Here is a 22381-nt window from a genome sequence, read left to right on the forward strand (position 1 = left end):
ATGAAGCAGCTACCGGTAACCGTGCTGTCCGGATTTCTGGGCGCAGGCAAGACCACACTCCTCAACCACATTCTCGCCAATCGCGATGGCCGGAGGGTCGCCGTCATCGTCAACGACATGAGCGAGATCAACATCGACGCGGCCCTCGTCGCGGGCCAGGGTCATCTCGACCGCACGGAAGAGAAGTTGGTCGAGCTGACCAACGGATGCATCTGCTGCACGCTGCGTGAGGATCTGATCGACGCCGTCGGCGCCCTGGCCCGAGAGGGGCGATTCGATCAGTTGGTGATCGAGTCCACCGGCATCTCCGAACCGATGCCGGTGGCGGCCACCTTCGACTGGGAATTCGAGGACGGTTTCAGCCTCGGCTCGCTCGCGAAGCTCGACACCATGGTGACCGTGGTGGACGCGTCGACCTTCCTCGGCGAACTGGCAAGAGGCGAACGACTGGACGAGCGCAACCTCGAAGCCGGGGAGGGGGACGGACGCAGCATCTCCGATCTCCTGGTCGATCAGGTGGAGTTCGCCGACGTCATCTTGCTGAACAAAACCGACCTGGTGAGCCCGCGGCGGCAGGAACCGTCGAGGCAACGCTTCGTAGGCTCAACCCCACCGCTCAACTGATTCGAACAGATCACGGCAAAGTCACCCTCGACCGTGTCCTCGAAACCGGTCTCTACAACCCGGAACTTGCTGCGCAGGTACCCGGTTGGGACGAGGAACTGGCCGGTGGGCACACCCCGGAAACCGAGGAATACGGAATACGCAGCGTCACATACCGCGCCTCGCGACCCTTTCATCCGGCGCGACTCGAGGCCGCGCTCGGTCAGTTCGCCGGACTCCTGCGGAGCAAGGGATTCTGCTGGATCGCCAGTCGGCCCGAGTTCGCCGCGATCTGGTCGCAGGCAGGCCCCAACCTCGTCATCGAACCGGCTCAACTGTGGGCGTCGGCGGCGGAGGTGCCAGGGCAGGAGATCGTGTTCATCGGAGTGAAACTGGACCCGGCGGCGCCGTCACGAATCCTCGATCCGGCTCTGCTGACCGATGACGAACTACGCGAAGGACCGCGGGCATGGACTCGCTACGAAGACCCGCTGCCGGCGTGGGACCAGAGCCACCTGCACTGAGCAGTCAGCTTCTAGTCGAGGACTTCTTCGACCTCGACGTCTTCGGCCGGTCGGGCCATCTCCTTGCGGTACTGCCAGATTCCCAGCGCAGTACCGATGACCAAGCTGACCATCATCACGATCAGCACGGCGGGCAGCAACCACGGCACGCGATCGAGGAACGAGCCACCGTAGAAACCGAGTAGCAGGAGCACGGGCGCCCAGATGATCGCGCCGATGGTGCTCGCAATGGTGTAGCGCGTGTGGTTCATCTTGGCTGCGCCCGCGACCATCGGGCACAGGGTGCGCACCCACGGAACCCAGCGAGCAATCAGGACCGCCCAGAACCCGTGTTTTTCCAACAGGATGTTCACGCGGTGCAGGTTCTTCTCGGTGAAGTACTTGCCGCCCTTACGGGCTTTGATGTGATTGCCGGTCCGGTGGCCGATGACGTACCCGACCTGGTTGCCGGCAATGGCCGCGATCATCGCACCGACAGACAACGCCCACACGTGGCCCGCGCCGGATTCGTGGCCGGCAAGAACGATTCCGGCTGTGATCAGAAGCGAATCACCGGGGAGAAACAACCCGAGGATGATCGCGCACTCGATGAAGACGAACGTGACGACGATGATCCAGACCAACAGAGGCCCGGCAGTCTCGAGCGGGGAGAAACTGCCGGATGCGAGCGTCATCGTCGTCAGTTCTTCGCCTCGTTCTGCAATCAGGGGGTGGGGTCTTCGGGGACTGTCACCGTCGAATTGTCCGTAGTGGAAGTATTCGCCGTTTCACCACGTCTCGACGCCAGAATTCGCTTCCCGATTTCGAAGACGATCGGCAGAACCGACACCAGGACGATCAAGATGAAGATGTAGTCGACATTGTCGCGGATGAATTCGATCTGCCCCAGGAGGTAGCCGAGCAAAGTCACGCCGGCACCCCACAGGATGCCGCCGACGATGTTGTAGGTCAGGAACAGTGAGTACTTCATCTTCGAAGCGCCGGCGACAACCGGAGCAAAAGTACGCACGATCGGCACGAACCGAGCCAGGATAATGGTGATCGGGCCGTGCTTTTCGAAGAAGGCGTGTGACTCGTCGATGTACTTCTTCTTGAAGAACCGCGCGTCGTCCGTCTTGAACAGGGCAGTTCCGCCCTTGGTGCCGATGTAGAACCCGACTTGGTCACCCAGAATCGCGGCGATCGGAATGGTCACCAGGAGCACCCACAGCGGCGCGAACGGTTCGATCTCGGTGGACTTGGACGCCGCGATCAGCCCTGCGGTGAAGAGGAGCGAATCGCCGGGCAAGAGCGGAAACAGCAGGCCTGATTCGATGAAGACCACCAGAAGCAATCCCACCAGAACCCACGTTCCGAAGGAATTCAAGAGGTTCACGGGATCGAGGAAGCCGGGCAGCAAGGCCAGGTTCGTCACGGATTCAGTTGCTGCCTGCACATTCACGGTGGCCAGAGTACCGGCCGAATCTGAGTGTTTCCCACCACCGCAGGTCATCGCGTCGGTGGCGGCGGGCCGAGACCGCAAAGAGACGTGACGAGTCGGACTTGCCATACTGCTAGGACCACACGAAGCGCTTTCACATCGCCGAGCGCTCCGAACGACACGTATATGGAGGACTCCCGCCGTGCCTATCGCAACTCCCGAGGTCTATGCCGAGATGCTTGGTCGGGCCAAGGAGCATTCCTTTGCCTTCCCCGCCATCAACTGTGTCGGCTCCGAATCCATCAACGCAGCCATCAAGGGCTTCGCGGACGCCGGCAGTGACGGCATCATCCAGTTCTCGACGGGCGGCGCCGAGTTCGGTTCCGGTTTGGGCGTCAAGGACATGGTCACCGGCGCTGTTGCGCTCGCCGAGTTCGCACACGTGATCGCGGCAAAGTACGACGTCACCATCGCGCTGCACACCGATCACTGCCCGAAGGACAAGCTGGACACCTACGTGCGTCCGCTGCTCGCGATCTCGCAGGAGCGCGTCGACGCCGGTCGTAACCCGCTGTTCCAGTCGCACATGTGGGACGGCTCGGCTATCCCGATCGACGAGAACCTGGCCATCGCCAAGGAACTGCTCGCCCTCTCGAAGGCTGCACGCATCATCCTCGAGGTCGAGATCGGTGTCGTTGGCGGCGAAGAAGACGGCGTCGAAGCCGAGATCAACGACAAGCTCTACACCTCGAGCGAAGACTTCGAGAAGACGGTCGATGCTCTGGGCATCGGCGAACAGGGCAAGTACCTCCTTGCCGCCACCTTCGGCAACGTCCACGGCGTCTACAAGCCGGGCAACGTCAAGCTCAAGCCCGAGGTTCTCGAAGAGGGCCAGAAGGTCGCCGCTGCCAAGCTCGGTCTGGCTTCCGGTTCGCAGCCCTTCGACTTCGTCTTCCACGGTGGATCGGGATCGTTGAAGTCGGAGATCGAGGACTCGCTGAACTTCGGCGTCGTCAAGATGAACGTCGACACCGACACCCAGTACGCGTTCTCCCGTCCGATCGCCGGACACTTCTTCACCAACTACGACGGCGTCCTCAAGGTCGACGGCGAGGTCGGAAACAAGAAGGCATACGACCCGCGCAGCTACCTCAAGAAGGCCGAAGCCGGCATGACGGCTCGCGTCGTCGAGGCGTGCAACGACCTGAAGTCGGCCGGACGCTCGGTGACGGCAGGCTGATCGGTTTCACAACTGCGCTTCACAGAACACAATGCGCGCCGGCGAAATTCTCGCCGGCGCGCATTTTCTGTTCAGGTACCTACTTGCTGGGATCGCAGACCTTCCACGTGCCGTCCTGGCGCTCGAGGTCGAACGTGCGCCACGACTGCTCGCCCGTGCTCGGCAAACTCGCCTGGACCTGAGCGATCGCGGTGTCGTCGGTGATGCGCACCGCGTCGACGGCTCCGACCTGCGGGATCGTCTTCTGCGCGACGGCATTGTCGTGGACCTGCGCGAACGCTGCGTCGGGAATGGTGCGGTAGTACTCGCCCAACGCCCCACAGGTCGACGTTCGCAGCGTTGCCAGATCGCCGGTCTGCAGAGCGTCGACGTACGTCGAGATGGCGGTCTGGACCTGAGCTTCGGGTGAGCTTTCACCGCTACCGCTGTTGGACGAGACGAATACGGCGACGCCGATCGCCGCGAGGACGGCGACGCCGGCCGCTGCTGCCGCGATGTACCAGCCCTTGCCGCTGCGCTTGGTCTTCTCCGGCGCGGCGGGCTCGATGCGAGTCGGCATCGGCTGAGCCGGCGGTGGGGTCGCTGCGACACCCACACGTTGAGGCGCGGCGCGCTGCTGCGGTTGAGGCGCAGCGCGCTGCGGTGGTGGTGGGGTCGGAGCCTGCCGGGGTGGTGGTGTCGGCTGCGCGGCTTTCGGAATCGCGACGGTGGCGGGCTCCGGCTTGGGCTGGGGTGTCGGTGCTGCTGTGGGTGCCTGAGTTGCCTTGGGGATCGCGACGGTTGGTGCGCTGGCAGCTTTGGCGTCGCCGTCCGTTTTCGAGGCCTTGTCTGTCTTCTGGATCGCCACAGTCGCAGGTTCGGTCGGGGCCGACTTCTCGGGCGCACCCTTCGGTGCTGCGCTCTTTTTCGAGTTGTCGTCTTTCGAGTCCGGCACGGGTAACCCTTCGGTCTTATGCAGCAATGACCATGTCAGGGTAACGACCGGTATGTAGCCTGCATAACTCCGACCGTCGGCGAGGCGGTCCTGTGGCAGAAAGGCGTAGCGGGCACAATGAGCGCATGACCCAATTCGGTGACCTGCTCGGACCCAAGCCCACTCTGCTTCCCGGCGACGACGACGCGGAATCGGCACTGCTCAACCACGCTGATCCGGCCCAGGTGGCGGCCGACCACCCCACTGCCTCCATTGCGTGGGCCTACCTGGCCGAGGCTGCCCTGGACAAGGGCGAAACCATCACGGCCTACGCCTACGCGCGTACCGGATACCACCGCGGACTCGACCAACTGCGTCGCAACGGTTGGAAGGGTTTCGGTCCCGTGCCCTACAGCCATGAACCGAACCGTGGTTTCCTGCGTTGCGTCGCAGTCCTGGCCAAGGCCGCGAAGACGATCGGTGAAGCCGACGAGTATGCGCGTTGCCTCGATCTGCTCGAAGACTGCGATCCCAACGCCGCCGAAGCGCTTGGCCTCGGTTAGCAGTTTCCGTCCGAGCCGGGCCGGCATCAAGGACCGGGCTCGCAAATCGGTGCGTCGGCTTCAGACGTCGGCGCTACCGATCATTCAATGTGCCTTGGCGGCCGGATTGGCTTGGTGGGTTGCCACCACGGTGATCGGGCACCACGCGCCGTTCTTCGCGCCGATTGCCGCTGTGGTCTCGCTCGGTCTGTCGTTGGGTGCACGACTACGACGCTCGTTCGAGTTGGTTGCGGGAGTCACGGTCGGTATCGGAATCGGTGATCTGATCATCTCCGGTATCGGGAGCGGACCGTGGCAGATCAGTTTGGTTGTCGTGCTGGCGATGTCCGTCGCGGTGCTTCTCAACAGCGGGCCGATCTTCTCCATGCAGGCGGGAAACTCGGCTGTGCTGGTGGCGACGCTGATCCCGCCGGGCGGCAGCGGCGGTCCCGATCGCATGATCGATGCCCTTGTCGGTGGTCTGGTGGGTATCGCGGTGGTCGCGATCATCCCCACCCACCCGGTACGACGGGCGCGCAAGGATGCCGCATCGATCCTCGGAACCGCTTCCGAGGTACTGCAATTGGTGGCAGACGGCCTCGTCGCGAATGACCCGGACCCGATCGTGAAGGCACTGCAGAAGGCGCGCGCAACTCAGGGTGCCATCGACGGGTTGCGCAGTAACCTTCTCGGCGGGAGGGAGATCAGCCGAATCTCCCCGCTGTACTGGAACAGTCGGCCTCGCCTCGAAAGGCTCATGGCGACAGCCGATCCCATCGACAACGCGATGCGCAACATTCGAGTGCTCGCGCGTCGTTCGTTGACGTTGGTCAGGGACGACGAGATCCTCGATCCGCGTCTGGTGGCTCAGGTCGAGCGCTTGTCGAAAGCCGTCGAAGTTCTCGAGGACATGATCCTGGCGGAGCCGGGGGAGCAGCCTGATCAGGCCGAAGCAGCGCGCGTCCTGCGCTCGGTGGCGAAGGAACTGAAACCGGCGATAGTGGAGAACGCAGGCCTGTCCTCGACGGTGGTGTTCGCCCAGATTCGATCGCTGGTCGTCGACCTGTTGCAGGTCGCGGGCATGAAGCGAATCTCGTCGATCGCCACTCTGCCGCCCACCGTGCCTCATCCCGCCTACGAGCCGGATCACTGACCTCTGCCGTTTCCCGCTCACTGAGCAACTCGTTGTATGTATGCGAATGTATGCATATGCTCTGAGAAGGACTTGGGAGGGAACAGGACAAATGGGAGCAGGGCACGGTCATTCACATGGCCACTCGGCAGCAGATTCGGTCGGCGTAGGACCGTCACCGCAACGCATCAGAAAAATGGCGATCGCGCTTGCGATCCTCGTTGCGTTCCTCGTGCTCGAGGCCACGGTCGGCATCCTGATCAACTCGTTGGCTCTGCTTGCCGACGCCGGTCACATGCTCACAGACGTGGTGGGTATGGCCATGGGACTGACGGCGCTGCTGCTCGCGAAGAGGGGCAGCACCACCGCGGCCAGGACCTTCGGTTGGCACCGCGCCGAAGTGCTGACCGCCATGGCCAATGCGGTGATGCTGCTGGCCGTCGCCGCCTGGGTCTTCTACGAGGCAATCGGCCGCATCGGTAACGAACCCGAGATCCCGGGCGGCGCCCTGATCATCACGGCGGCCGCCGGCCTGGCCGCGAACATCGTCGTGATGCTGATGCTGCGCGGCGATTCCAAGGACAGCCTGGCCGTGCGTGGTGCCTACCTCGAAGTGCTTGCCGACGCCGTCGGTAGCGTCGGCGTTCTGATCGCCGGTGGCCTTGTCCTGCTGTTCAACTGGACGTGGGCAGACGTCGTCGTCGGTGTTCTCATCTCGCTGTGGGTGGTGCCGCGTGCGATCAAACTGGCCGCAGCATCGCTGCGCATTCTGACGCAGGCGTCGCCGGCCGACGTCGACGTCGAAGCGGTCGAGGCCGACCTGGCGGCGCTGCCGAGCGTGATGGGTGTCCACGACCTACATGTCTGGACTCTCACCACCGGCATGGATGTCGCCACGGTCCACCTGACCAGTGACGCGAATTCGTCGAATGTTCTGGAATCCGCGCGCACCGTCCTCGAGAGTCACGGTCTTTCCCACGCCACCGTCCAGGTGGAATCGTGTGCCAACGGAGAGCACTGCGAGAAGAACGTCACTTGGTGAAGCGGGTGATATCTTTGCCCGGCTTCCAGAGGTCGACATACATGTGTTCGTCGTCGACAGTCGTGTGCACCACCTCGTCGATGTCGAGGACAAAGAGGTGCAGAGGCTTCGGAACCTCGTAGGTGTAGCTTGCGAGCACGGCTTCGAACTCGTCGCCGGTCACCTCGCGTGCGATTCCGGCGATCTTCGCGTCACCGCCCTCCATGGTGTGCTCGCCGGGATTGCTGTGGAGGGCGTAGCGCCCGTCACGGATGAGGTCCTTCGCCTTGAGTGCGCCGAACATCGAACCGAGCACCAGACGCCCGTCGAGGATTTCGACTTCGGTGCCGCTGACCCGTGGTGAACCGTCCTTGCGCAGCGTTGCGAGGACGTGATGCTTGTGGGCTTTGAATCGTGCTTGGACCGCGTCGGCAAGAGCGGGTACTTCTTCGGAGAACTTCTTCCAGGTGACCATGACGGTCATTGTGCACCCCTATTCCTGACAACTTCTGTCAGTGATTCTCGGTAATGTTCGGTCCATGAGATCCGCGCGGTTACTCCAACTCATGCTGCGTTTGCAGGGGAGTCGCGGCGTCGTCGCCGAGCAGTTGGCCGACGAGTTCGGTGTGTCAGTGCGGACGATCTACCGCGACGTGGCCTCGTTGTCGGCTGCCGGTGTGCCGATCTGGACCGAGAGCGGCCCCGGTGGTGGCATCCGTCTGCTCGACGGATGGCAGTCCAAGTTGTCCGGCATGACGGACGACGAGACGTCCGCACTCATGCTGTTGGGTGTGCCGTCCATCGCTGCAGATCTCGGACGATCAGACGCCGTCGGTTCGGCGGGGGCCAAACTGCTCCGCTCCCTGCCCGGTCCGCTGCGCGAGAGCGCACGGTTGTGGCAGGACCGCATTCTCGTGGACGTTCCGGGTTGGTTCGGCGGCGTCGACGACATCTCTGCGCTTCCGATCGTCACATCCGCTGTGCTGGACTCACGTCGACTGCGCTTCGCCTATCGCGATCGCGAGCGGACGGTCGAACCGCTGGGTCTGGTCATCAAAGCCGGAATTTGGTATCTGGTGGCGGGGATGAACGGTCGAACGCTGTCGTTTCGAGTCGGGCGCATCAAAAATGCCGTGGTAGAAGATGATTCGTTCACTCGGCCGGTGGATTTCGACCTGCCGTCGTGGTGGGCGGCGTCGATGGCCGAGTTCGACCGGTCGCTGCTTCGCTTCGAGTGTCGCGTGCGATTGACACCAGAGGGCAGGCGCCGGCTCCCCGATGTGGTGGGCGAGCTTGCCGCTGCAGTCGAAGTAGGGCCAGAGGACAACGACGGATGGGTGAGTGCCGAGCTGAAACTCGAGAGCGAAGCTGTCGCGCTCTCGCAGTTGATCGGTTTGGGAGCGGACGTCGAAGTGCTCGAGCCACGGTCGTTGCGTGAAGGACTGCGGGCTGTGGCGGAGCAGATGGTGCTCCGCCACACTCGCAGTGACTAGGCCGTTGCAGAACGCTTTGCGAGCAGGCGAGTGATACCCAGTTGAGCTGCGACGATGATGGCGCCGACCACCAGACCCAGTGCCGCCGACGCAAGTGTGTTGACGATCCACGCCAACACGCCACCGACTCCGGCGATGTCTCTGACTGCTTCTTCGCCGTGATGAACGGCGTCGTAGAGCGGGTGGAAGCCCAGTTCGTCGATGCCGACCAACAGGATGTGGCCACCGACCCACAGCATCGCGGCGGTACCCACCACCGAGAGCACTGACATCACGTGAGGCATGCCGCGAACGAGGCCTCGGCCGACCTTGTGGGTGAAGCCAGACGACGTCTCGGCGATCTTCAATCCGATGTCGTCCATCTTCACGATCAGTCCGACGACTCCGTAGACGACCACGGTGATGACGACCGCCACGACGGCAAGGATCACCAATCGGCTCCAGAAGCCTTCGCCTGCGATGGTGTTGAGTGCGATCACCATGATCTCGGCGGACAGGATCAGGTCGGTGCGGACGGCGCCCGAAACCACTGCTTCTTCGTCGCGAGGATGCTCGTCAGCGGCCTCGTGGTGGTCACCGTGGCCGAAGATTGCACCCCAGATCTTGTGAACCGCTTCGTAGCTGAGGTAACAGCCGCCGACCATCAACAGTGGCGTCAGCAGCCAGGGGAGGAACTGACTCAGCAGCAGAGCGATCGGAAGGATGATCAGCAGCTTGTTGCGCAGCGATCCGATGGCGATGCGCTTGATGATGGGCAACTCGCGTTCGGCTGCGAGCCCACGGACGTACTGCGGCGTGACGGCTGCGTCGTCGATGACCACGCCGGCAGCTTTGGCGGTCGCCTTACCGGTTGCGGCGGCAACGTCGTCGATCGAGGCGGCAGCCATACGAGCCAGGGCTGCGACGTCGTCGAGCAGGGCGAAGAGTCCGCCGGCCATCACAGACCTCCAGTGGAATCAGTGGAAAAAGGTGGCCGGACCGAACCGGTGACGCAGTTACTTGATCGCACGAGGTCTCTATCCATGATCGTCGTAGGTGAGGTCAGGTCACCTGGAACGATACCGGGGGCATCCGTCAGGGACGACCTCGCGAGGTCGGTTGCCCTTCGTCACGAAAGGTCTTCCCGACCCGGTGCTCGCGTGTAAGACTGCACAGAAGATCGATCGAAACGGGGCACTATGCGTGAACCAGACACTGCACAGGTCGCCAAGACTTTCGACGCAATGGCGGCGCACTACGACCGACAGATCGGACGCTTCGAACGCTTTGTGCTCGGTGACGCCCGGAAATGGGCCGTGGACCAGGCGCATGGCCGCGTGGTCGAGATCGCCGTGGGTACCGGACTGAACCTGCCTCTCTACGGAGACGACGTCGATTACGTCATCGGCGTGGACATCTCGACTGCGATGCTCGATCAGGCCAGGCTCAAGGTCTCCGAGGGAGTGAAGACCGAAGTCGACCTACGACTCGGAGACGTGCAAGCACTCGATGTTCCCGACGAGTGCGTGGACACGTTGGTCTCGACCTACGCCTTTTGCACGATCCCCGATCCGGACCGAGTTGCGAACGAAGCATTTCGAGTCCTGGTACCCGGTGGTCGATTCGTCCTCGCCGAGCACGGACCGAGCAAGAACGTTGTTGCTCGTACGTTGATGAAGGTCGTCGAACCGCTTTTTGTTCGGTTCGGTGCCGATCATCTCACCCGTCAACCGGTTGAATACCTCGAAAACGCCGGTTTCCTGATCGACGAGGTGCAGCGCAGCGGCCGGGGCGGAATCGTGTTTCGGGTCGTTGCGCGCAAGCCGGATCCCGAATGGACGGCACTCGGTCACTGATGTCGGAATGCCGTCCATCGGGGATCGCTCAGCCCAGACGCTCCAGGATGGTCGCGTTTGCCAACCCACCTGCCTCGCACATGGTCTGGAGTCCGTAGCGCGCGCCGCGCTGCCCCATCGCGTTGACCAGGGTGGTCATGATCCGCGTTCCGCTGCCGCCCAGTGGGTGGCCGAGCGCGATGGCGCCGCCGTGGACGTTCACCTTGGACAGGTCGACGCCGGTGTCCGCTGCCCACGACAGGACGACGGGGGCAAAGGCCTCGTTGACCTCGAACAGATCGATGTCCGAGACCGTCAATCCCGCACGGGCCAGGACCTTCTGTGTAGCCGGGATGACCGCGGTGAGCATGTAGAGCGGATCGTCGCCGGCAACTGCGAAGCTGTGCAATCGTGCCTTCGGGGTGAGGCCGAGTTTCGCGGCGATCTCACTGGTCGTGATCATCACCGCCGAACTGCCGTCCGAAAGCGGGCTGCTGTTGCCCGCGGTGATGGACCAGTCGATCTGTGGGAATCGCTGTGCGTAGTAGTCGGATTCGAAGGCGGTCCGTAGGCCGGCCAGGGTCTCGACCGTGGTGCCGGGGCGGATGGCCTCGTCGACCGACAGCTGCGGGAGCGTGGCGAGTTCCTTGGTGAAGTACCCACTCTCGGTTGCCAGCGCGGCTTTCCGATGACTCGACGCCGAGAACTCGTCGAGTTGGGTGCGGCTCAGTCCCCACTTGGCGGCAATCAATTCGGCGCTGATGCCCTGCGGTACCAGACCGTCCGGATAGCGCTCTTCGAAACCCACGCCGAGTGATTCGCGCCCGATGCTGCTCGAGCCCATAGGGACTCGGCTCATCGACTCGACTCCGGCAGCGACAACGATGTCGTACGCACCGGCAATGACGCCCTGAGCGGCAAAATGAACTGCTTGTTGGCTACTTCCACACTGTCGGTCGACGGTGGTTCCCGGTACCGACTCAGGGTAGCCTGCGGCGAGAAGGGCAGTGCGAGTGACATTCTGGCTCTGTTCACCGACTTGGCTTACCGCTCCACCGATGACGTCGTCGATTAATGCTGCATCGATTCCAGTGCGTTCGACTACCGCCTTGAGGCTGTGGGCGAGGAGGTCGACGGCGTTGATGCCGTGCAGGGCGCCGTTCGCCTTTCCCTTGCCGATCGGAGTGCGAACGGCTTCGACGATAACTGCGTCTCTCATGACAAATTCCTTTCAGGGATGGCGGATTCAGCAGGGACAACCGGGGTGGGTGTGGTCGCAGGCGTCATTCCCAGTGATGCCAGGGCAGACACAAGCGCGACGCCAAAGATCACCCACCAGGCCTGGCGGAAGGTGTCGTAGTCGACAGCAGAGCCGAGAACCGCGATCAGAACGCTCACGCCGAGAACGGTTCCGATCTGTCGGCTCATGCTGACGATTGCGCTACCGGTGGCCGATCTGGCAGGTGCCAGATCCGCCGTGGCCTGCGACAGGATGGTCGGCAGGGCAAGGCCGACACCGATCCCGGCGATGATCCAGCCTGGTAGGAGTCCGGTCGCGTAGTTGGGCGTCGTATCAACCGAGACGAGAACGAGTACGGTTCCGACTGCCCACAGAAGGCTGCCGAGTGCGGCGACGCGTCCCGCCGAGTACCTCCGCGTCAGCGATCCGCCGGCGATGGCGAACAGCGGAACGAGAAGCGGACCCGGTGAGACGGCGAAACCGGTTCGCAGAGCGGAGTATCCCCAGGCTTCCTGGAGCCACAGGATGTTCGAGAGAAGACCCGCGGCGAATGCTGCGCTGAACAGGATGGCGGTGACGTTGGACCAGGCAAACGAGCGGATCTTCAGAAGATCCGGAGCAATCAACGGAGTCCGGTGACGAGAGTTGCTCCACCAGAACGAGAGTAGTGTCACGGCGGCCACGGCGAAGGCAATCAGAACGCGATTGTCGGTCCATCCCCAGTCCGGACCCTGGACGAGTGCCAGGGCGAGAGAGCCGATTCCGACGGTGAGGAGGGCAGCGCCGACGAAGTCGATACCGGCATCGGGGTCCTTGTGTGTTGTATCCGGTACGAGTCGGACTGCGAAGTAGAGCAACACGATGCCCACTGGAACATTGATCAGGAAGACCCAGCGCCACGAGGCCTCTACGAGGATGCCGCCCACGACAGGGCCGAATGCAGCTGCTGCAGCGCCGGCGGCTGCCCAGATGCGAACGCCGGATTGACGTTTCGCGGCGGGAAGCGCATTGATCAGAAGCCCGAGACTGGCCGGGGTGAGCGCAGCGGCACCGACTGCCTGGACGATACGGAAGGCCACCAGTGCCCACAAGGACGGGCTGAAGGCACAGGCGGCGCTGGCGAGGGTGAACAGTGCGAGGCCGGCGATGAAGGCGCGCTTGTGCCCGACCCTGTCCGCCCAGCGTCCGAGGGGTATCAACAGTGCGGCGTAGACGATCGCGTAGCTGTTGAGGATCCAACTGAACTCGCCGAGCGAGTGACCCGGGTAGCTCTTGGCGATGTCGCCGAAGGCCACGTTGACCACAAAAAGATCGAGGCTGGCGACAAACGGCGCCCCCGACAGTATCGCGAGCAGGGGTCCGGTCCGCACCGGCTGGCTATGAAGTTCCATAGTCAGCAATCTAGACTCTGGCTATGGTTATGGCAAGCCAGGGGGTATGGTGAATTGCATGGACGCTGTACGACTGACCGGAGTGCTCGAAGATCGCGACGCCTGGCGGGCCACGCACTGTTCGATCGGGCGGGCCATGGAAGTGGTCGGCACTCGATCCGCGATACTCATTCTGCGAGAGTCCTATTACGGCACAACGCGTTTCGACGACTTCGCGTCGCGAGTCGGCATCACCGAGGCGGTTGCGTCGGCGAGGCTGAAAGAACTCACTGAGGCGGGACTGTTCGAGCGTGTGCCGTACAAGGAGCCTGGAAAGCGGACGCGGCACGAGTATGTGCTCACCGAGAAGGGCCGTGACCTGCTGCCGGCGGTTCTCGCGCTGATGCAGTGGGGCGACAAGTATCTGCACGGCGGAAAAGGTGGACCGTTGGAGGTGGCCGACGACGCTACTGGTGAGCGCGTTCGCGTCGAGGTGCGCAGTGAGTCGGGTCGTGAAGTGCCTTTGGGGGAGTTGCGAGTCTCTGTCAACGAATCGCGTCGGCGGTTGCGCGAATAGCGATGCATCTCAACAGCTCTCGAGTGTGGGTCTTCTTGAAGTTGTCCGGTTTGTCTCTGGGTATCGAAAGTATGTTCGATTAAACTTTGGGCATGGACAGTCGGGATGCGTGGCAGCTGGATGGCGAGGGCCTCAAGGGTGAGGTTCTGGATCTGGTGCGCGCCCGGCACGAGTTGCAGTCGCGGATGGTGTTGCTGATCGTGGAGATGTTTTCCCGTGAGGTTCTCGGCGGGAAGGGTTTTCGGGCGATCGCACAATGGTTGCATGGTTCGACGAATCTGGAGATCGGTGAGTGCAGCCTGTTGGCCAGTCTGGCGCGGTTGCTTCTGCTCGAGCCTGTTGTGGCGGATGCGTTTCATCGCGGTGACGTGGATGCGTTGAAAGCCCGTCAGGTGGCGTCATTCTGTCAGCATCCGCCGAAGAACATGACGCCAGCGGATGTGGACAAGGCCCGCGGGATCCTGTTGGGGTTGGCATCGAAGAACATCGCGGATTGTGATGCGGTGCGGGCGGCGATCCGGCGGATCGAGAAGCAGTACGGCAAGCGTGAGGACGGCGTTCCGGTCGGGGAAGATTCGGAGCGGAACGAGTTCTACGCGTCGAAGGGCCTGTACGGCAGAGTAACCGTGAAGGGTGATCTGGATGCGGTGAACGGGGCGCGTCTGATCACGTTGTTGTCGAGCCTGTCTGCGCCGATACCGGAGAAGGACGGCGTGAAGGACACGCGTACGCCGGCATTACGACGGGCGGACGGGTTCTGCGAACTACTGCGGCGGTACGAGCGAGCGGGGTTGGGTCCGATCGAGGGCGGGGTGAAACCGCACATCACCGTTACCGCGTCCGCGAAAGACATGACGGATCTGCAGGCTTTGAAAGACCTCCTGCCGTCGACGGAGGAACTCGGGTTTGCGTGGGCGGATTGGGTGGGCCCGATCAGTATCGACACTGCGCGGATGTTGGCGTGCGACTGCACCGTGACGCGGATCTTGTTGGACGAGAATGGTGTTCCGCTCGACTGCGGTAAGGAAGCGAGAACAGCGACGGTGCCGCAGAGGCGGGCGTTGGCGGTTCGTGATGGTGGGTGTGCGTTTCCGGGGTGCGGAACGCCGTCGGGGTGGTGCGATGCTCATCATATTGTTCACTGGAACGATGGTGGCCCAACGGATCTCGACAATCTGATCTTGTTGTGCGGCCATCACCATCGGACACTGCACCACACCGAGTGGCGTGTCGAGATCGGCCCGGATCGGAAGACGGTGTTCTATCCACCGATGTCGATCGACCCGTATCAACAGCCGATCGGCGGGAACAGCCCACCCACAGCGGCGTGAACCGCGACAACTGAAGACGTGAGCACCGGGGCACCTCTACGCCCCGGTGCTCGAGCTCGCGTTTGGGAGTCCCCGCGTTTGGGAGTTTTGTGGCAGGGCGTCAGCTCAGTGACTTCTTGAACCCGACATGGGAGGCCACAAATCCGAGTCGCTCGTAGAAGTCGTGAGCTTCCTTGCGAGTTTGATCCGAGGTGAGCTGCGCCAGAAACGCGCCGCGCCGGGCACCTTCTTCGCAGGCCCATCGGATCATCGAACTGCCGATGCCTTTACTTCGGTAGTCCTCGTGGACGCGAACAGCTTCGATCTGCAGTCGCGTGGCACCCATCCGGCTCATACCCGGAATGAAGGTCAATTGCATTGTGCCGATTACCGCGTCGCCGACCAGAACGGTGACGAGAAGTTGAGCCGGATCCTCGTCGATTCGCTTGAACGCGTCCTCGTAGATCGTTCGGGCTTCGGGGTTGGTCGTCTCCCGGGTGCTGCCGATCGGGTCGTCGGCGAGCAAGTCGATCAGTGCCTCCACGTGTCGAATCTCGGCCCGCGTGAGGGTGTACTCCACTCCGCCGGACTGAAATGACGTCGCAATCATCGATGCTCCCCTGAAGAAGAATGAATGTCTGAAATGTCAGACTCTCACGAGTCTCCTCCAGCGCACTCGATCACGTCCAAAAACGCATGAGGGCGTTACCGAGCATGGCGTAGTAGTCGGACACACCGCTCAATTCGAAGATCCAGTAGATCGCGTCGAAGAAGACGACATTGATCTGTGGGACGAACAGGAGCGCAACCAGCAGGAGCAGTCCGTACGGCTTGAACTGGTCGAGTTGGTGCCGTGTGTTGGGTGCGAGGTAGGGCTCCAATGCGTTGTAACCGTCCAGACCCGGGACTGGGAGCAGGTTCAAAACTGTTGCCATGACCTGCAAGAAGGCCAGGAAACTGAGGCCGGCCCAGAACGTCAGATGCTCGGCCGATGAGCCGTACGTACGTATGACGACGAGGAGGATCACGGCGGCGACGGCATTCGTGAACGGACCGGCGAGCGATATTCGGGCCTGCACCTTGGGCGGGAACATCCCGGTGCGCAGGTACACGGCGCCGCCGGGAAGCCCGATGCCGCCCAATGCGATGAACAGCACCGGCAGACCGATCGAGAGCATCGGATGGCTGTACTTGAGCGGGTTGAGCGTCAGGTAGCCACGAGCCTCGACGTCGGTGTCTCCATGACGCCACGCCAGATAGGCATGCGCGAATTCGTGCAAGCAGAGCGTGACCACCCAGCCGGCAACCACGAGGACAAAAACACCCGCGCGGCCCGCGATGGAACCCCACGTCGAGTTCCAAGCGACGATTCCGGCGATGACAGTGATCGCAACGACGCCGAGGAAGACAGGGCTCGGCCGAACCGCCGACCGTGCTGCTCCGGTTCTCACCTGACCAACAACCAAGTCTTGTCGTGCCGGTAGAAGGTCGAACGCTTCAGATCGCGTGGGTTGGCCACCCCGTCGCGAACCAGTCGCGCTGCCGGCGAGCCCAGTTGAATGGCTCGGCCTTCCAGCCAGCGTCGCCCGCTCCAGCGGCTCTTGCGGTCGACTGATGCCTTGATCCCGGGGAGCTTGGGGCTCGGCACTATCCGGATGCCGGGGACTGTGCCGGAGAACAGCTTGTTGTCGTCGACGTAGGCCTCGCCGATCAGTTCGTCTGCATCCGCCGGACCCGTGACAGTTGCTGCACCTACCAGCGCGATTCCAGCGTCGTCGCGAATGAGCGGCACGGTGTGGACTGTGCCTTTCAAGGCCGTGCGCGCAGCTCGTGCACCGGTCGCGAGTTTGTACGCGTCGGTTGCGTCGGACCTGTTCTCGGTGACGTAGGCGAGTTCGACGTTGAGTCGCTCCAATCGCATCAACCGCGTCAATGCCGCGGCAAACGCGCCGTCGTTACCCACGACGATCAAGCGAGGCTCCGTCACGACCTGCAGTTGGGACAGTGCCTCGTCGAAGTCTTGCTTCTCCGGAAGTTCAGGGACAGTGAACGACGTGAGTTCACCCAGGGGGAGTGGAACCGGCGAATCGCCACATTTGAGCACCACAGGGGTCAAAGCCACTCCTAGCTCGATCAAGACTTCTTCTCGGGTAGTGGGACCTCGCCACCCTTCCCCGAAATGGCCGTCCGAATCACTGCCGACGATCTTAGTGCGAGTCTCTGTGTCGACTCGCAATCGTGATGGTCACCGGCCAAATTCTGGACCGTCAGGTCTGGTCTGGTGCTCTGGGCTAGACTGCTCCTTCGGTCACTGCAACAGTTCGGCGCTGCATCATGTGCGCGGAAGCCAGGCAGTACCAATGCGGCGGGACAACTGCTGCACGTCGACCGTAGGAGACAACGTCATGCCGGCAATCGTCCTGATCGGCGCCCAGTGGGGCGACGAAGGTAAGGGCAAAGCTACAGATCTACTGGGCGAGCAGCTTCAGTGGGTCGTGCGATACCAGGGCGGTAACAACGCCGGACACACCGTGGTTCTGCCGAACGGTGACAAGTTCGCACTGCACCTCATCCCGTCCGGAATCCTCACCCCCGCCGTCAACAACGTCATCGGTAACGGTGTCGTCGTCGACCCGGGTGTGTTGTTGACCGAATTGGCAGGCCTGGAAGAGCGCGGCGTGGACACGTCCCGCCTGCTGCTTTCTGCTGATGCGCACCTGATCATGCCGTACCACGTGGCCATCGACAAGGTCACCGAACGCTTCCTGGGAGCGAAGAAGATCGGCACGACCGGCCGCGGTATCGGCCCGTGCTACCAGGACAAGATCGCCCGTGTCGGTGTCCGTGCCGCGGACGTCCTTGACGAGAAGATCCTGACCCAGAAGGTCGAAGCAGCACTCGAATTCAAGAACCAGGTGCTGGTCAAGATCTACAACCGCAAGGCACTCGACCCGCAGCAGGTCGTCGAAGAGGTACTGACGCAGGCCGAGGGTTTCAAGCACCGCATCTCGGACACGCGCCTGGAACTCAACCTCGCCCTCGAGCGCGGCGAGACCGTTCTGCTCGAAGGTTCGCAGGGCACTCTGCTGGACGTCGACCACGGCACGTACCCGTACGTGACCTCGTCCAACCCCACTTCGGGTGGTGCGGCGGTCGGTTCGGGAATCGGTCCCACCAAGATCACCACCGTGCTCGGCATCCTGAAGGCGTACACGACGCGTGTCGGTTCCGGTCCGTTCCCGACGGAGCTGTTCGACGATCACGGCGCATACCTGGCGAAGCAGGGCGGCGAGGTCGGTGTCACCACCGGACGCGCTCGTCGTACGGGGTGGTTCGACGCTGTCATCGCGCGCTACGCGACGCGCGTCAACGGCATCACCGACTACTTCCTCACCAAGCTGGACGTGCTGAGCAGCCTCGACACTGTGCCGATCTGTGTCGCGTACGAGGTGGACGGTGTCCGCCACGACGAAATGCCGATGTCACAGAGCGATATTCACCACGCCAAGCCCATCTACGAAGAGATGCCCGGCTGGTGGGAAGACATCTCGGAGGCTCGCACCTTCGAGGAACTGCCGCAGAATGCGCAGAACTACGTGCTTAGGCTCGAAGAGCTTTCGGGTGCGTTCATCTCCTGTATCGGTGTCGGCCCCGGCCGCGACGAGACGATCGTCCGGCGCGAGATCGTCCGCTAGTTCGTTCCCTCGAAATCCCCGCTCATGCAAGCATGAGCGGGAATTTCGTGTTTCAAGCCAGCTTCGACAAGTGCGCGGTGACGGTCATCCAGTCGGGAAACTTGGTGCTGCCGAACTTGATCCACTCGCCCTCGAATCGATCTGCTCCGTTTGCTCCGCGGTCGTCGACGAGGTAGTCGCCCCGATTGAGGTGTTTGTGGTGCGAGAGGATCAGACGTTTGTACGCGACGCTGCCTTCCTCCATTCCGAGGTGCTCTTGTACCCACAGAACCTTGTCGTGCCAGGCTGTGGCGTTCTTCCACGGCGCTGTCGAGAGGATGTAGGTGTCGAACTGCTGTGCCAGTTGGTGGTAGGCGTCGATAGCGCCGTCGAGAGGATCCATGCGAGAGAAGATGTGCGGCGCTTCGTCGAGGTCGTTCTTGTACTTCTCTCGGACGCTGTCGGTCAGGCGATCGATGCCCGACTGGAAGTTGACCAATGTGTTGTCGAGATCGATATAGAGAATTTTTTTGGAAGCCGGCATAGGAACCCTTTCTGGAGACTTTCTGAGTGCGAAAAGAGTCCAGTTTTACGCAACTGGACTGAGATCAGTGAATTCTTCCCCCTGATCACAATCGCACGGGGGTCTGACAGCGTCGTTCTCGCGGTCTGAAGTCTTGTCGTGGAAGATGCCGCCGAGGGGTGCTGCCAGGCGAAACTGCTCCAACCGAATGTATGTACCTTCACCTTCGGCGGGCGCGAAGAAGTAGACGAGTGCCACGAAGAGTCCGATGCCGATCAGGGTTGCGAAGGTAGTCATGGACATATGATCAACTCGACTGGTATTGAGTTACATAGCCAAGTTGTCGATACTGGACTGCATGATGACTCGAGTTCTCGGTGCCCGTTCGCTTGCGCGCGATCTGGGATCCTGGCAGGAAGAGTCCGGACGCAGGCCCGCGTACCGTGCGCTCGCCGACGGTATCCGCCTGCTTGTGCACGACGGTCGCGTTCCGCTGGGGGTCGCACTGCCGAGTGAGCGTGAACTTGCGGCGGTACTCGAACTCAGTCGGACCACGATCACGTCGTCGTACTCGGTGCTGCGCGACGAGGGGTACCTGATCAGCAGGCAGGGTTCGCGAAGCACCGTGGCATTGCCTGCCGGCGCGCGGCCGAACGGGTTGATGTTCCGCTCCCATCAACCCGGGCCGAGTGGACCCGTCGTCGACCTCAGTTACGCGGCGATGGCAGCTCCCGCCGCTCAGGTCGAACTGGCGTATGCGTCTGCGCTGCAGGAACTTCCGAACTTCCTTCCCACACACGGGATGGAACCGGTCGGGATCGCCGACTTGCGTGACGTGATCGCGCAGCGCTACACGGCGCGGGGTCTTCCCACCACCGCCGAACAGATCATGGTGACCTCGGGTGCGCAGCACGCGCTTCGATTGTTGCTGTCGGTGCTCACCTCACCCGGCGAGCGAGTGCTGGTCGATCATCCGACGTACCCCAATGCGCTGGAAGCGATTCGGCGAAACGGCGCTCGGCCCGTACCGGTTCCGGTCCGACCGGAGTTCGCGGCAGCCGGAGCCTGGGATCTCGACGGGATTCGTAGTGCAGCAAGGCAAACCGCTGCCAGAATGGCATACCTGATCCCCGACTTTCACAACCCGACCGGCCTCTGCATGGACTCTTCCGGCCGCGCCGAGCTTGCGAAGATTGCGCACGAAACGCGAATGACTCTGGTCGTCGACGAGACGATGGTGGATCTGTGGCTCGACGCACCACCGCCGGCGCCGGTCGCCTCACATGGGCGAGGCGCAGCGAAAACCGAAGTGGTGACGCTCGGTTCGACCGCGAAGTCGCTGTGGGGCGGGCTACGTGTCGGTTGGATTCGCGCCGATGCCGCGCTCATCACCCAGTTGGTGGGGGCGCGTGCCGCGGTCGACCTCGGTACTCCCGTCATGGATCAGTTGGCAGCCGCCTACTTGCTCGCCGACGACCGCTCGTTGCTCGAACAGCGTCGCGAAGTTCTGCGAGAACAGCGTGCGGTACTCCTCGGTGCGGTGGCCGAGCATCTGCCGGACTGGCGTCCCACCATCGGTTCCGGCGGAATGTCGGTCTGGATGCGAATGTCCGCGCCCGTCTCGACGGCGTTGGCGGCGGTGGCACCCAACTTCGGCGTACTCCTTGCCGCCGGCCCCCGTTTCGGCGTAGAAGGTGCGTTCGAACGATTCATCCGCGTGCCGTACGCACGTTCTCCCGAGGACCTCATTCGCGGCGTTGCGTCCATCGCCGCTGCGTACGACACTCTCGCGACGGATCGCGACACGGCAGACCAACGAATGGTCGTCGTCTGAGAACTGGGTACACACCCTGAAAGTGGTGTGAAACCAGGAGGTAGGGCATGACGGCGGTAGACGGTACAGGCGCAGCGGGAACCAGTGCGGCGGAAGCGCTCGCAGAACGATTGTTCGCGGCCACGCTCGGGGCATCGGAGCTGCAGGCCGTGTATCTGGGCGACCGGTTGGGCTGGTACCGCGCGCTGAGCGATCACGGCCCGCTCACGTCGACGGAGCTGGCGGACCGGACAGGGACCGTCGAAAGATATGCGCGGGAGTGGCTCGAGCAGCAGGCCGTCGCCGGTTATGTGGACGTCAATTCGGATGCCGATCGCCGGTACAGCCTGCCGCAGGCCCACGCCGATGTTCTGGTCGACGACGAGAACCTTCTTTTCCTGGCGCCGCTGGCCAGGCTGTTCGTCGCGACGACGTCGTCGATGCCACGTCTACTCGACGCTTATCGTCACGGTGGGGGAGTCACGTGGGAATCGATGGGCCCCGATGCTCGCGAGGGTCAGGCGCTACTGAATCGGCCGATGTATCTCCATCAGCTCTGTCAGCAGTTTCTGCCGGTAGTCACCGACCTGCACGCCACACTTTCGGACGGCGGGCAGGTCGCTGATCTCGGGATGGGGGAGGGCTGGTCGTCGATCGCGCTCGCCCTCGGATACCCGAAGATCGAAGTGCACGGCTTCGACGTCGACGCGGCGTCGGTGAACGCTGCCCGTCGTAACGCTCATGATCGGGGGGTGGACGACCGCGTGCATTTCTCGTTGGTCGACGTCGCCGGACAGGCTCCTGAGGCCGGGCGAGCCGATGCCGGGACCTACGACGCCGTCTTCGCTTTCGAGTGCCTTCACGACGTTCCGGATCCGGTGGGTTTTCTTTCCACGGCTCGGGCGATTGCCCAGCCGGGCGCTCCGGTGATCGTGATGGACGAACGAACGGCGGATGAGTTCGATGCCGAGGCGGGTCCGATCGAGCAATTGCTGTACGGATTTTCGCTGACCTGCTGCTTACCGGACAGTCTTTCGCATCCGGGAAGCATTGCCACCGGGACGGTGATGAGGCACTCGACACTCGAAAGCTATGCCAAGGCGGCAGGTTTCGAGCGGGTGGACGTGCTGCCGATCGAGCACGAGATGTTCAGGTTCTACAGGTTGGGCTGA

The 22381-nt window shown here is 62.6% G+C and carries 23 protein-coding genes and 1 pseudogene; 12 read left to right on the plus strand and 12 right to left on the minus strand.

All coding sequences use genetic code 11. The annotated features are described in order from the left end of the window. Positions 1 to 1127 (plus strand): annotated as a pseudogene (locus RhoBH5_RS19610) (GTP-binding protein). An 11-nt stretch (positions 1128 to 1138) separates the two neighbouring features. Here RhoBH5_RS19610 and RhoBH5_RS19615 read toward each other — a convergent pair. Then, positions 1139 to 1801: a DedA family protein gene (locus RhoBH5_RS19615; protein ID WP_003944306.1), complete on the minus strand. Its 663-nt coding sequence runs from the start codon at positions 1799 to 1801 to the stop codon at positions 1139 to 1141. Positions 1802 to 1830: 29 nt separating this feature from the next. After that, positions 1831 to 2568: a VTT domain-containing protein gene (locus RhoBH5_RS19620; protein ID WP_277921643.1), complete on the minus strand. Its 738-nt coding sequence runs from the start codon at positions 2566 to 2568 to the stop codon at positions 1831 to 1833. Between the two features lie 181 nt (positions 2569 to 2749). Here RhoBH5_RS19620 and fbaA point away from each other — a divergent pair, with 181 nt between their 5' ends. Beyond that, positions 2750 to 3787 (plus strand): class II fructose-bisphosphate aldolase, encoded by a 1038-nt coding sequence (gene fbaA, locus RhoBH5_RS19625; protein WP_162114475.1) that lies wholly within the window; start codon positions 2750 to 2752, stop codon positions 3785 to 3787. Positions 3788 to 3866: 79 nt separating this feature from the next. On the opposite strand, the gene RhoBH5_RS19630 is transcribed toward fbaA, so the two are convergent. After that, a complete protein-coding gene (locus RhoBH5_RS19630; RefSeq protein ID WP_047269483.1) occupies positions 3867 to 4721 on the minus strand; it encodes an Rv0361 family membrane protein in 855 nt (284 codons plus the stop codon). Positions 4722 to 4846: 125 nt separating this feature from the next. On the opposite strand from RhoBH5_RS19630, the gene RhoBH5_RS19635 reads away from it, so the two are divergent. The 3 genes from RhoBH5_RS19635 (at position 4847) to RhoBH5_RS19645 (ending at position 7416) form a co-directional block, all read left to right on the plus strand. Next, positions 4847 to 5263 carry a DUF3151 domain-containing protein gene (locus tag RhoBH5_RS19635; RefSeq protein WP_042452165.1) on the plus strand — a complete coding sequence of 139 codons (417 nt, stop codon included), beginning with the start codon at positions 4847 to 4849 and terminating at the stop codon, positions 5261 to 5263. Beyond that, positions 5250 to 6395 (plus strand): FUSC family protein, encoded by a 1146-nt coding sequence (locus RhoBH5_RS19640; protein WP_003944297.1) that lies wholly within the window; start codon positions 5250 to 5252, stop codon positions 6393 to 6395. The genes RhoBH5_RS19635 and RhoBH5_RS19640 overlap by 14 nt, the downstream gene beginning before the upstream one ends. A 91-nt stretch (positions 6396 to 6486) precedes the next feature. Continuing rightward, positions 6487 to 7416 carry a cation diffusion facilitator family transporter gene (locus RhoBH5_RS19645; protein WP_007726784.1) on the plus strand — a complete coding sequence of 310 codons (930 nt, stop codon included), beginning with the start codon at positions 6487 to 6489 and terminating at the stop codon, positions 7414 to 7416. Here RhoBH5_RS19645 and RhoBH5_RS19650 read toward each other — a convergent pair. Next, positions 7406 to 7870, minus strand: coding sequence for a pyridoxamine 5'-phosphate oxidase family protein (locus tag RhoBH5_RS19650; RefSeq protein WP_270008721.1), 465 nt, complete (start codon positions 7868 to 7870; stop codon positions 7406 to 7408). The two genes, RhoBH5_RS19645 and RhoBH5_RS19650, sit on opposite strands and share 11 nt — an antisense overlap. Positions 7871 to 7934: 64 nt before the next feature. Between RhoBH5_RS19650 and RhoBH5_RS19655 the strand changes: the two genes are divergently transcribed. Next, on the plus strand, positions 7935 to 8888 hold the full coding sequence (locus RhoBH5_RS19655; protein ID WP_270008701.1) for a helix-turn-helix transcriptional regulator: 954 nt from the start codon (positions 7935 to 7937) through the stop codon (positions 8886 to 8888). On the opposite strand, the gene RhoBH5_RS19660 is transcribed toward RhoBH5_RS19655, so the two are convergent. Then, on the minus strand, positions 8885 to 9826 hold the full coding sequence (locus RhoBH5_RS19660) for a DUF808 domain-containing protein (RefSeq protein WP_030535980.1): 942 nt from the start codon (positions 9824 to 9826) through the stop codon (positions 8885 to 8887). The two genes, RhoBH5_RS19655 and RhoBH5_RS19660, sit on opposite strands and share 4 nt — an antisense overlap. 240 nt (positions 9827 to 10066) lie before the next feature. On the opposite strand from RhoBH5_RS19660, the gene RhoBH5_RS19665 reads away from it, so the two are divergent. After that, positions 10067 to 10723 (plus strand): class I SAM-dependent methyltransferase, encoded by a 657-nt coding sequence (locus RhoBH5_RS19665; protein ID WP_042924200.1) that lies wholly within the window; start codon positions 10067 to 10069, stop codon positions 10721 to 10723. A gap of 28 nt (positions 10724 to 10751) precedes the next feature. Here the strand turns inward: RhoBH5_RS19665 and RhoBH5_RS19670 are convergent, their stop codons facing one another. Both RhoBH5_RS19670 and RhoBH5_RS19675 read right to left on the minus strand, forming a co-directional pair. Continuing rightward, positions 10752 to 11921 carry a thiolase family protein gene (locus RhoBH5_RS19670; protein WP_270008702.1) on the minus strand — a complete coding sequence of 390 codons (1170 nt, stop codon included), beginning with the start codon at positions 11919 to 11921 and terminating at the stop codon, positions 10752 to 10754. Continuing rightward, positions 11918 to 13333: an MFS transporter gene (locus RhoBH5_RS19675; protein WP_270008703.1), complete on the minus strand. Its 1416-nt coding sequence runs from the start codon at positions 13331 to 13333 to the stop codon at positions 11918 to 11920. Before RhoBH5_RS19675 ends, RhoBH5_RS19670 begins: the two co-directional genes overlap by 4 nt. A gap of 58 nt (positions 13334 to 13391) precedes the next feature. On the opposite strand from RhoBH5_RS19675, the gene RhoBH5_RS19680 reads away from it, so the two are divergent. Then, positions 13392 to 13889, plus strand: a complete 498-nt coding sequence (locus RhoBH5_RS19680; protein ID WP_270008704.1) for a winged helix-turn-helix transcriptional regulator — start codon at positions 13392 to 13394, stop codon at positions 13887 to 13889. Positions 13890 to 13981: 92 nt separating this feature from the next. Next, positions 13982 to 15220 (plus strand): HNH endonuclease signature motif containing protein, encoded by a 1239-nt coding sequence (locus RhoBH5_RS19685; RefSeq protein ID WP_193595525.1) that lies wholly within the window; start codon positions 13982 to 13984, stop codon positions 15218 to 15220. Between the two features lie 100 nt (positions 15221 to 15320). On the opposite strand, the gene RhoBH5_RS19690 is transcribed toward RhoBH5_RS19685, so the two are convergent. The 3 genes from RhoBH5_RS19690 to RhoBH5_RS19700 all read right to left on the minus strand — a co-directional run bounded on the left by RhoBH5_RS19690 (position 15321) and on the right by RhoBH5_RS19700 (position 17321). Next, entirely contained in the window at positions 15321 to 15809 is a 489-nt protein-coding gene (locus RhoBH5_RS19690) for a GNAT family N-acetyltransferase (RefSeq protein WP_007726792.1), read from the minus strand. Positions 15810 to 15879: 70 nt separating this feature from the next. Further along, on the minus strand, positions 15880 to 16650 hold the full coding sequence (locus tag RhoBH5_RS19695) for a site-2 protease family protein (RefSeq protein WP_003944319.1): 771 nt from the start codon (positions 16648 to 16650) through the stop codon (positions 15880 to 15882). After that, entirely contained in the window at positions 16647 to 17321 is a 675-nt protein-coding gene (locus RhoBH5_RS19700; protein ID WP_080961056.1) for a hypothetical protein, read from the minus strand. Before RhoBH5_RS19700 ends, RhoBH5_RS19695 begins: the two co-directional genes overlap by 4 nt. Positions 17322 to 17604: 283 nt before the next feature. Here RhoBH5_RS19700 and RhoBH5_RS19705 point away from each other — a divergent pair, with 283 nt between their 5' ends. Next, a complete protein-coding gene (locus RhoBH5_RS19705) occupies positions 17605 to 18894 on the plus strand; it encodes an adenylosuccinate synthase (RefSeq protein WP_003944351.1) in 1290 nt (429 codons plus the stop codon). A gap of 52 nt (positions 18895 to 18946) precedes the next feature. Here RhoBH5_RS19705 and RhoBH5_RS19710 read toward each other — a convergent pair whose 3' ends face one another. Together RhoBH5_RS19710 and RhoBH5_RS19715 are read right to left on the minus strand one after the other, a co-directional pair. Further along, entirely contained in the window at positions 18947 to 19417 is a 471-nt protein-coding gene (locus RhoBH5_RS19710) for a 5' nucleotidase, NT5C type (RefSeq protein WP_073513520.1), read from the minus strand. A 45-nt stretch (positions 19418 to 19462) separates the two neighbouring features. Then, on the minus strand, positions 19463 to 19693 hold the full coding sequence (locus RhoBH5_RS19715) for a hypothetical protein (protein WP_003944349.1): 231 nt from the start codon (positions 19691 to 19693) through the stop codon (positions 19463 to 19465). 61 nt (positions 19694 to 19754) lie between these two features. Here RhoBH5_RS19715 and yczR point away from each other — a divergent pair, with 61 nt between their 5' ends. After that, on the plus strand, positions 19755 to 21230 hold the full coding sequence (gene yczR, locus RhoBH5_RS19720) for a MocR-like transcription factor YczR (RefSeq protein ID WP_019749471.1): 1476 nt from the start codon (positions 19755 to 19757) through the stop codon (positions 21228 to 21230). A gap of 47 nt (positions 21231 to 21277) precedes the next feature. After that, complete coding sequence (locus RhoBH5_RS19725) at positions 21278 to 22381, plus strand: class I SAM-dependent methyltransferase (protein WP_073513519.1); 1104 nt, start codon at positions 21278 to 21280, stop codon at positions 22379 to 22381.

This window comes from Rhodococcus sp. BH5, assembly GCF_027583855.1.
In the GTDB taxonomy this organism is placed as follows: Bacteria; Actinomycetota; Actinomycetes; order Mycobacteriales; family Mycobacteriaceae; genus Rhodococcus_F; species Rhodococcus_F qingshengii.

Excerpts from the sequence above, each read along its gene's own strand:
- RhoBH5_RS19615 (WP_003944306.1), bottom strand. The coding sequence starts at position 1,801 with ATGACGCTCGCATCCGGCAGTTTCTCCCCGCTCGAGACTGCCGGGCCT.
- RhoBH5_RS19635 (WP_042452165.1), top strand. The coding sequence starts at position 4,847 with ATGACCCAATTCGGTGACCTGCTCGGACCCAAGCCCACTCTGCTTCCC.
- RhoBH5_RS19645 (WP_007726784.1), top strand. The coding sequence starts at position 6,487 with ATGGGAGCAGGGCACGGTCATTCACATGGCCACTCGGCAGCAGATTCG.
- RhoBH5_RS19650 (WP_270008721.1), bottom strand. The coding sequence starts at position 7,870 with ATGGTCACCTGGAAGAAGTTCTCCGAAGAAGTACCCGCTCTTGCCGAC.
- RhoBH5_RS19655 (WP_270008701.1), top strand. The coding sequence starts at position 7,935 with ATGAGATCCGCGCGGTTACTCCAACTCATGCTGCGTTTGCAGGGGAGT.
- RhoBH5_RS19660 (WP_030535980.1), bottom strand. The coding sequence starts at position 9,826 with ATGGCCGGCGGACTCTTCGCCCTGCTCGACGACGTCGCAGCCCTGGCT.
- RhoBH5_RS19665 (WP_042924200.1), top strand. The coding sequence starts at position 10,067 with ATGCGTGAACCAGACACTGCACAGGTCGCCAAGACTTTCGACGCAATG.
- RhoBH5_RS19670 (WP_270008702.1), bottom strand. The coding sequence starts at position 11,921 with ATGAGAGACGCAGTTATCGTCGAAGCCGTTCGCACTCCGATCGGCAAG.
- RhoBH5_RS19675 (WP_270008703.1), bottom strand. The coding sequence starts at position 13,333 with ATGGAACTTCATAGCCAGCCGGTGCGGACCGGACCCCTGCTCGCGATA.
- RhoBH5_RS19680 (WP_270008704.1), top strand. The coding sequence starts at position 13,392 with ATGGACGCTGTACGACTGACCGGAGTGCTCGAAGATCGCGACGCCTGG.
- RhoBH5_RS19685 (WP_193595525.1), top strand. The coding sequence starts at position 13,982 with ATGGACAGTCGGGATGCGTGGCAGCTGGATGGCGAGGGCCTCAAGGGT.
- RhoBH5_RS19690 (WP_007726792.1), bottom strand. The coding sequence starts at position 15,809 with ATGATTGCGACGTCATTTCAGTCCGGCGGAGTGGAGTACACCCTCACG.
- RhoBH5_RS19705 (WP_003944351.1), top strand. The coding sequence starts at position 17,605 with ATGCCGGCAATCGTCCTGATCGGCGCCCAGTGGGGCGACGAAGGTAAG.
- RhoBH5_RS19710 (WP_073513520.1), bottom strand. The coding sequence starts at position 19,417 with ATGCCGGCTTCCAAAAAAATTCTCTATATCGATCTCGACAACACATTG.
- RhoBH5_RS19715 (WP_003944349.1), bottom strand. The coding sequence starts at position 19,693 with ATGACTACCTTCGCAACCCTGATCGGCATCGGACTCTTCGTGGCACTC.
- yczR (WP_019749471.1), top strand. The coding sequence starts at position 19,755 with ATGATGACTCGAGTTCTCGGTGCCCGTTCGCTTGCGCGCGATCTGGGA.
- RhoBH5_RS19725 (WP_073513519.1), top strand. The coding sequence starts at position 21,278 with ATGACGGCGGTAGACGGTACAGGCGCAGCGGGAACCAGTGCGGCGGAA.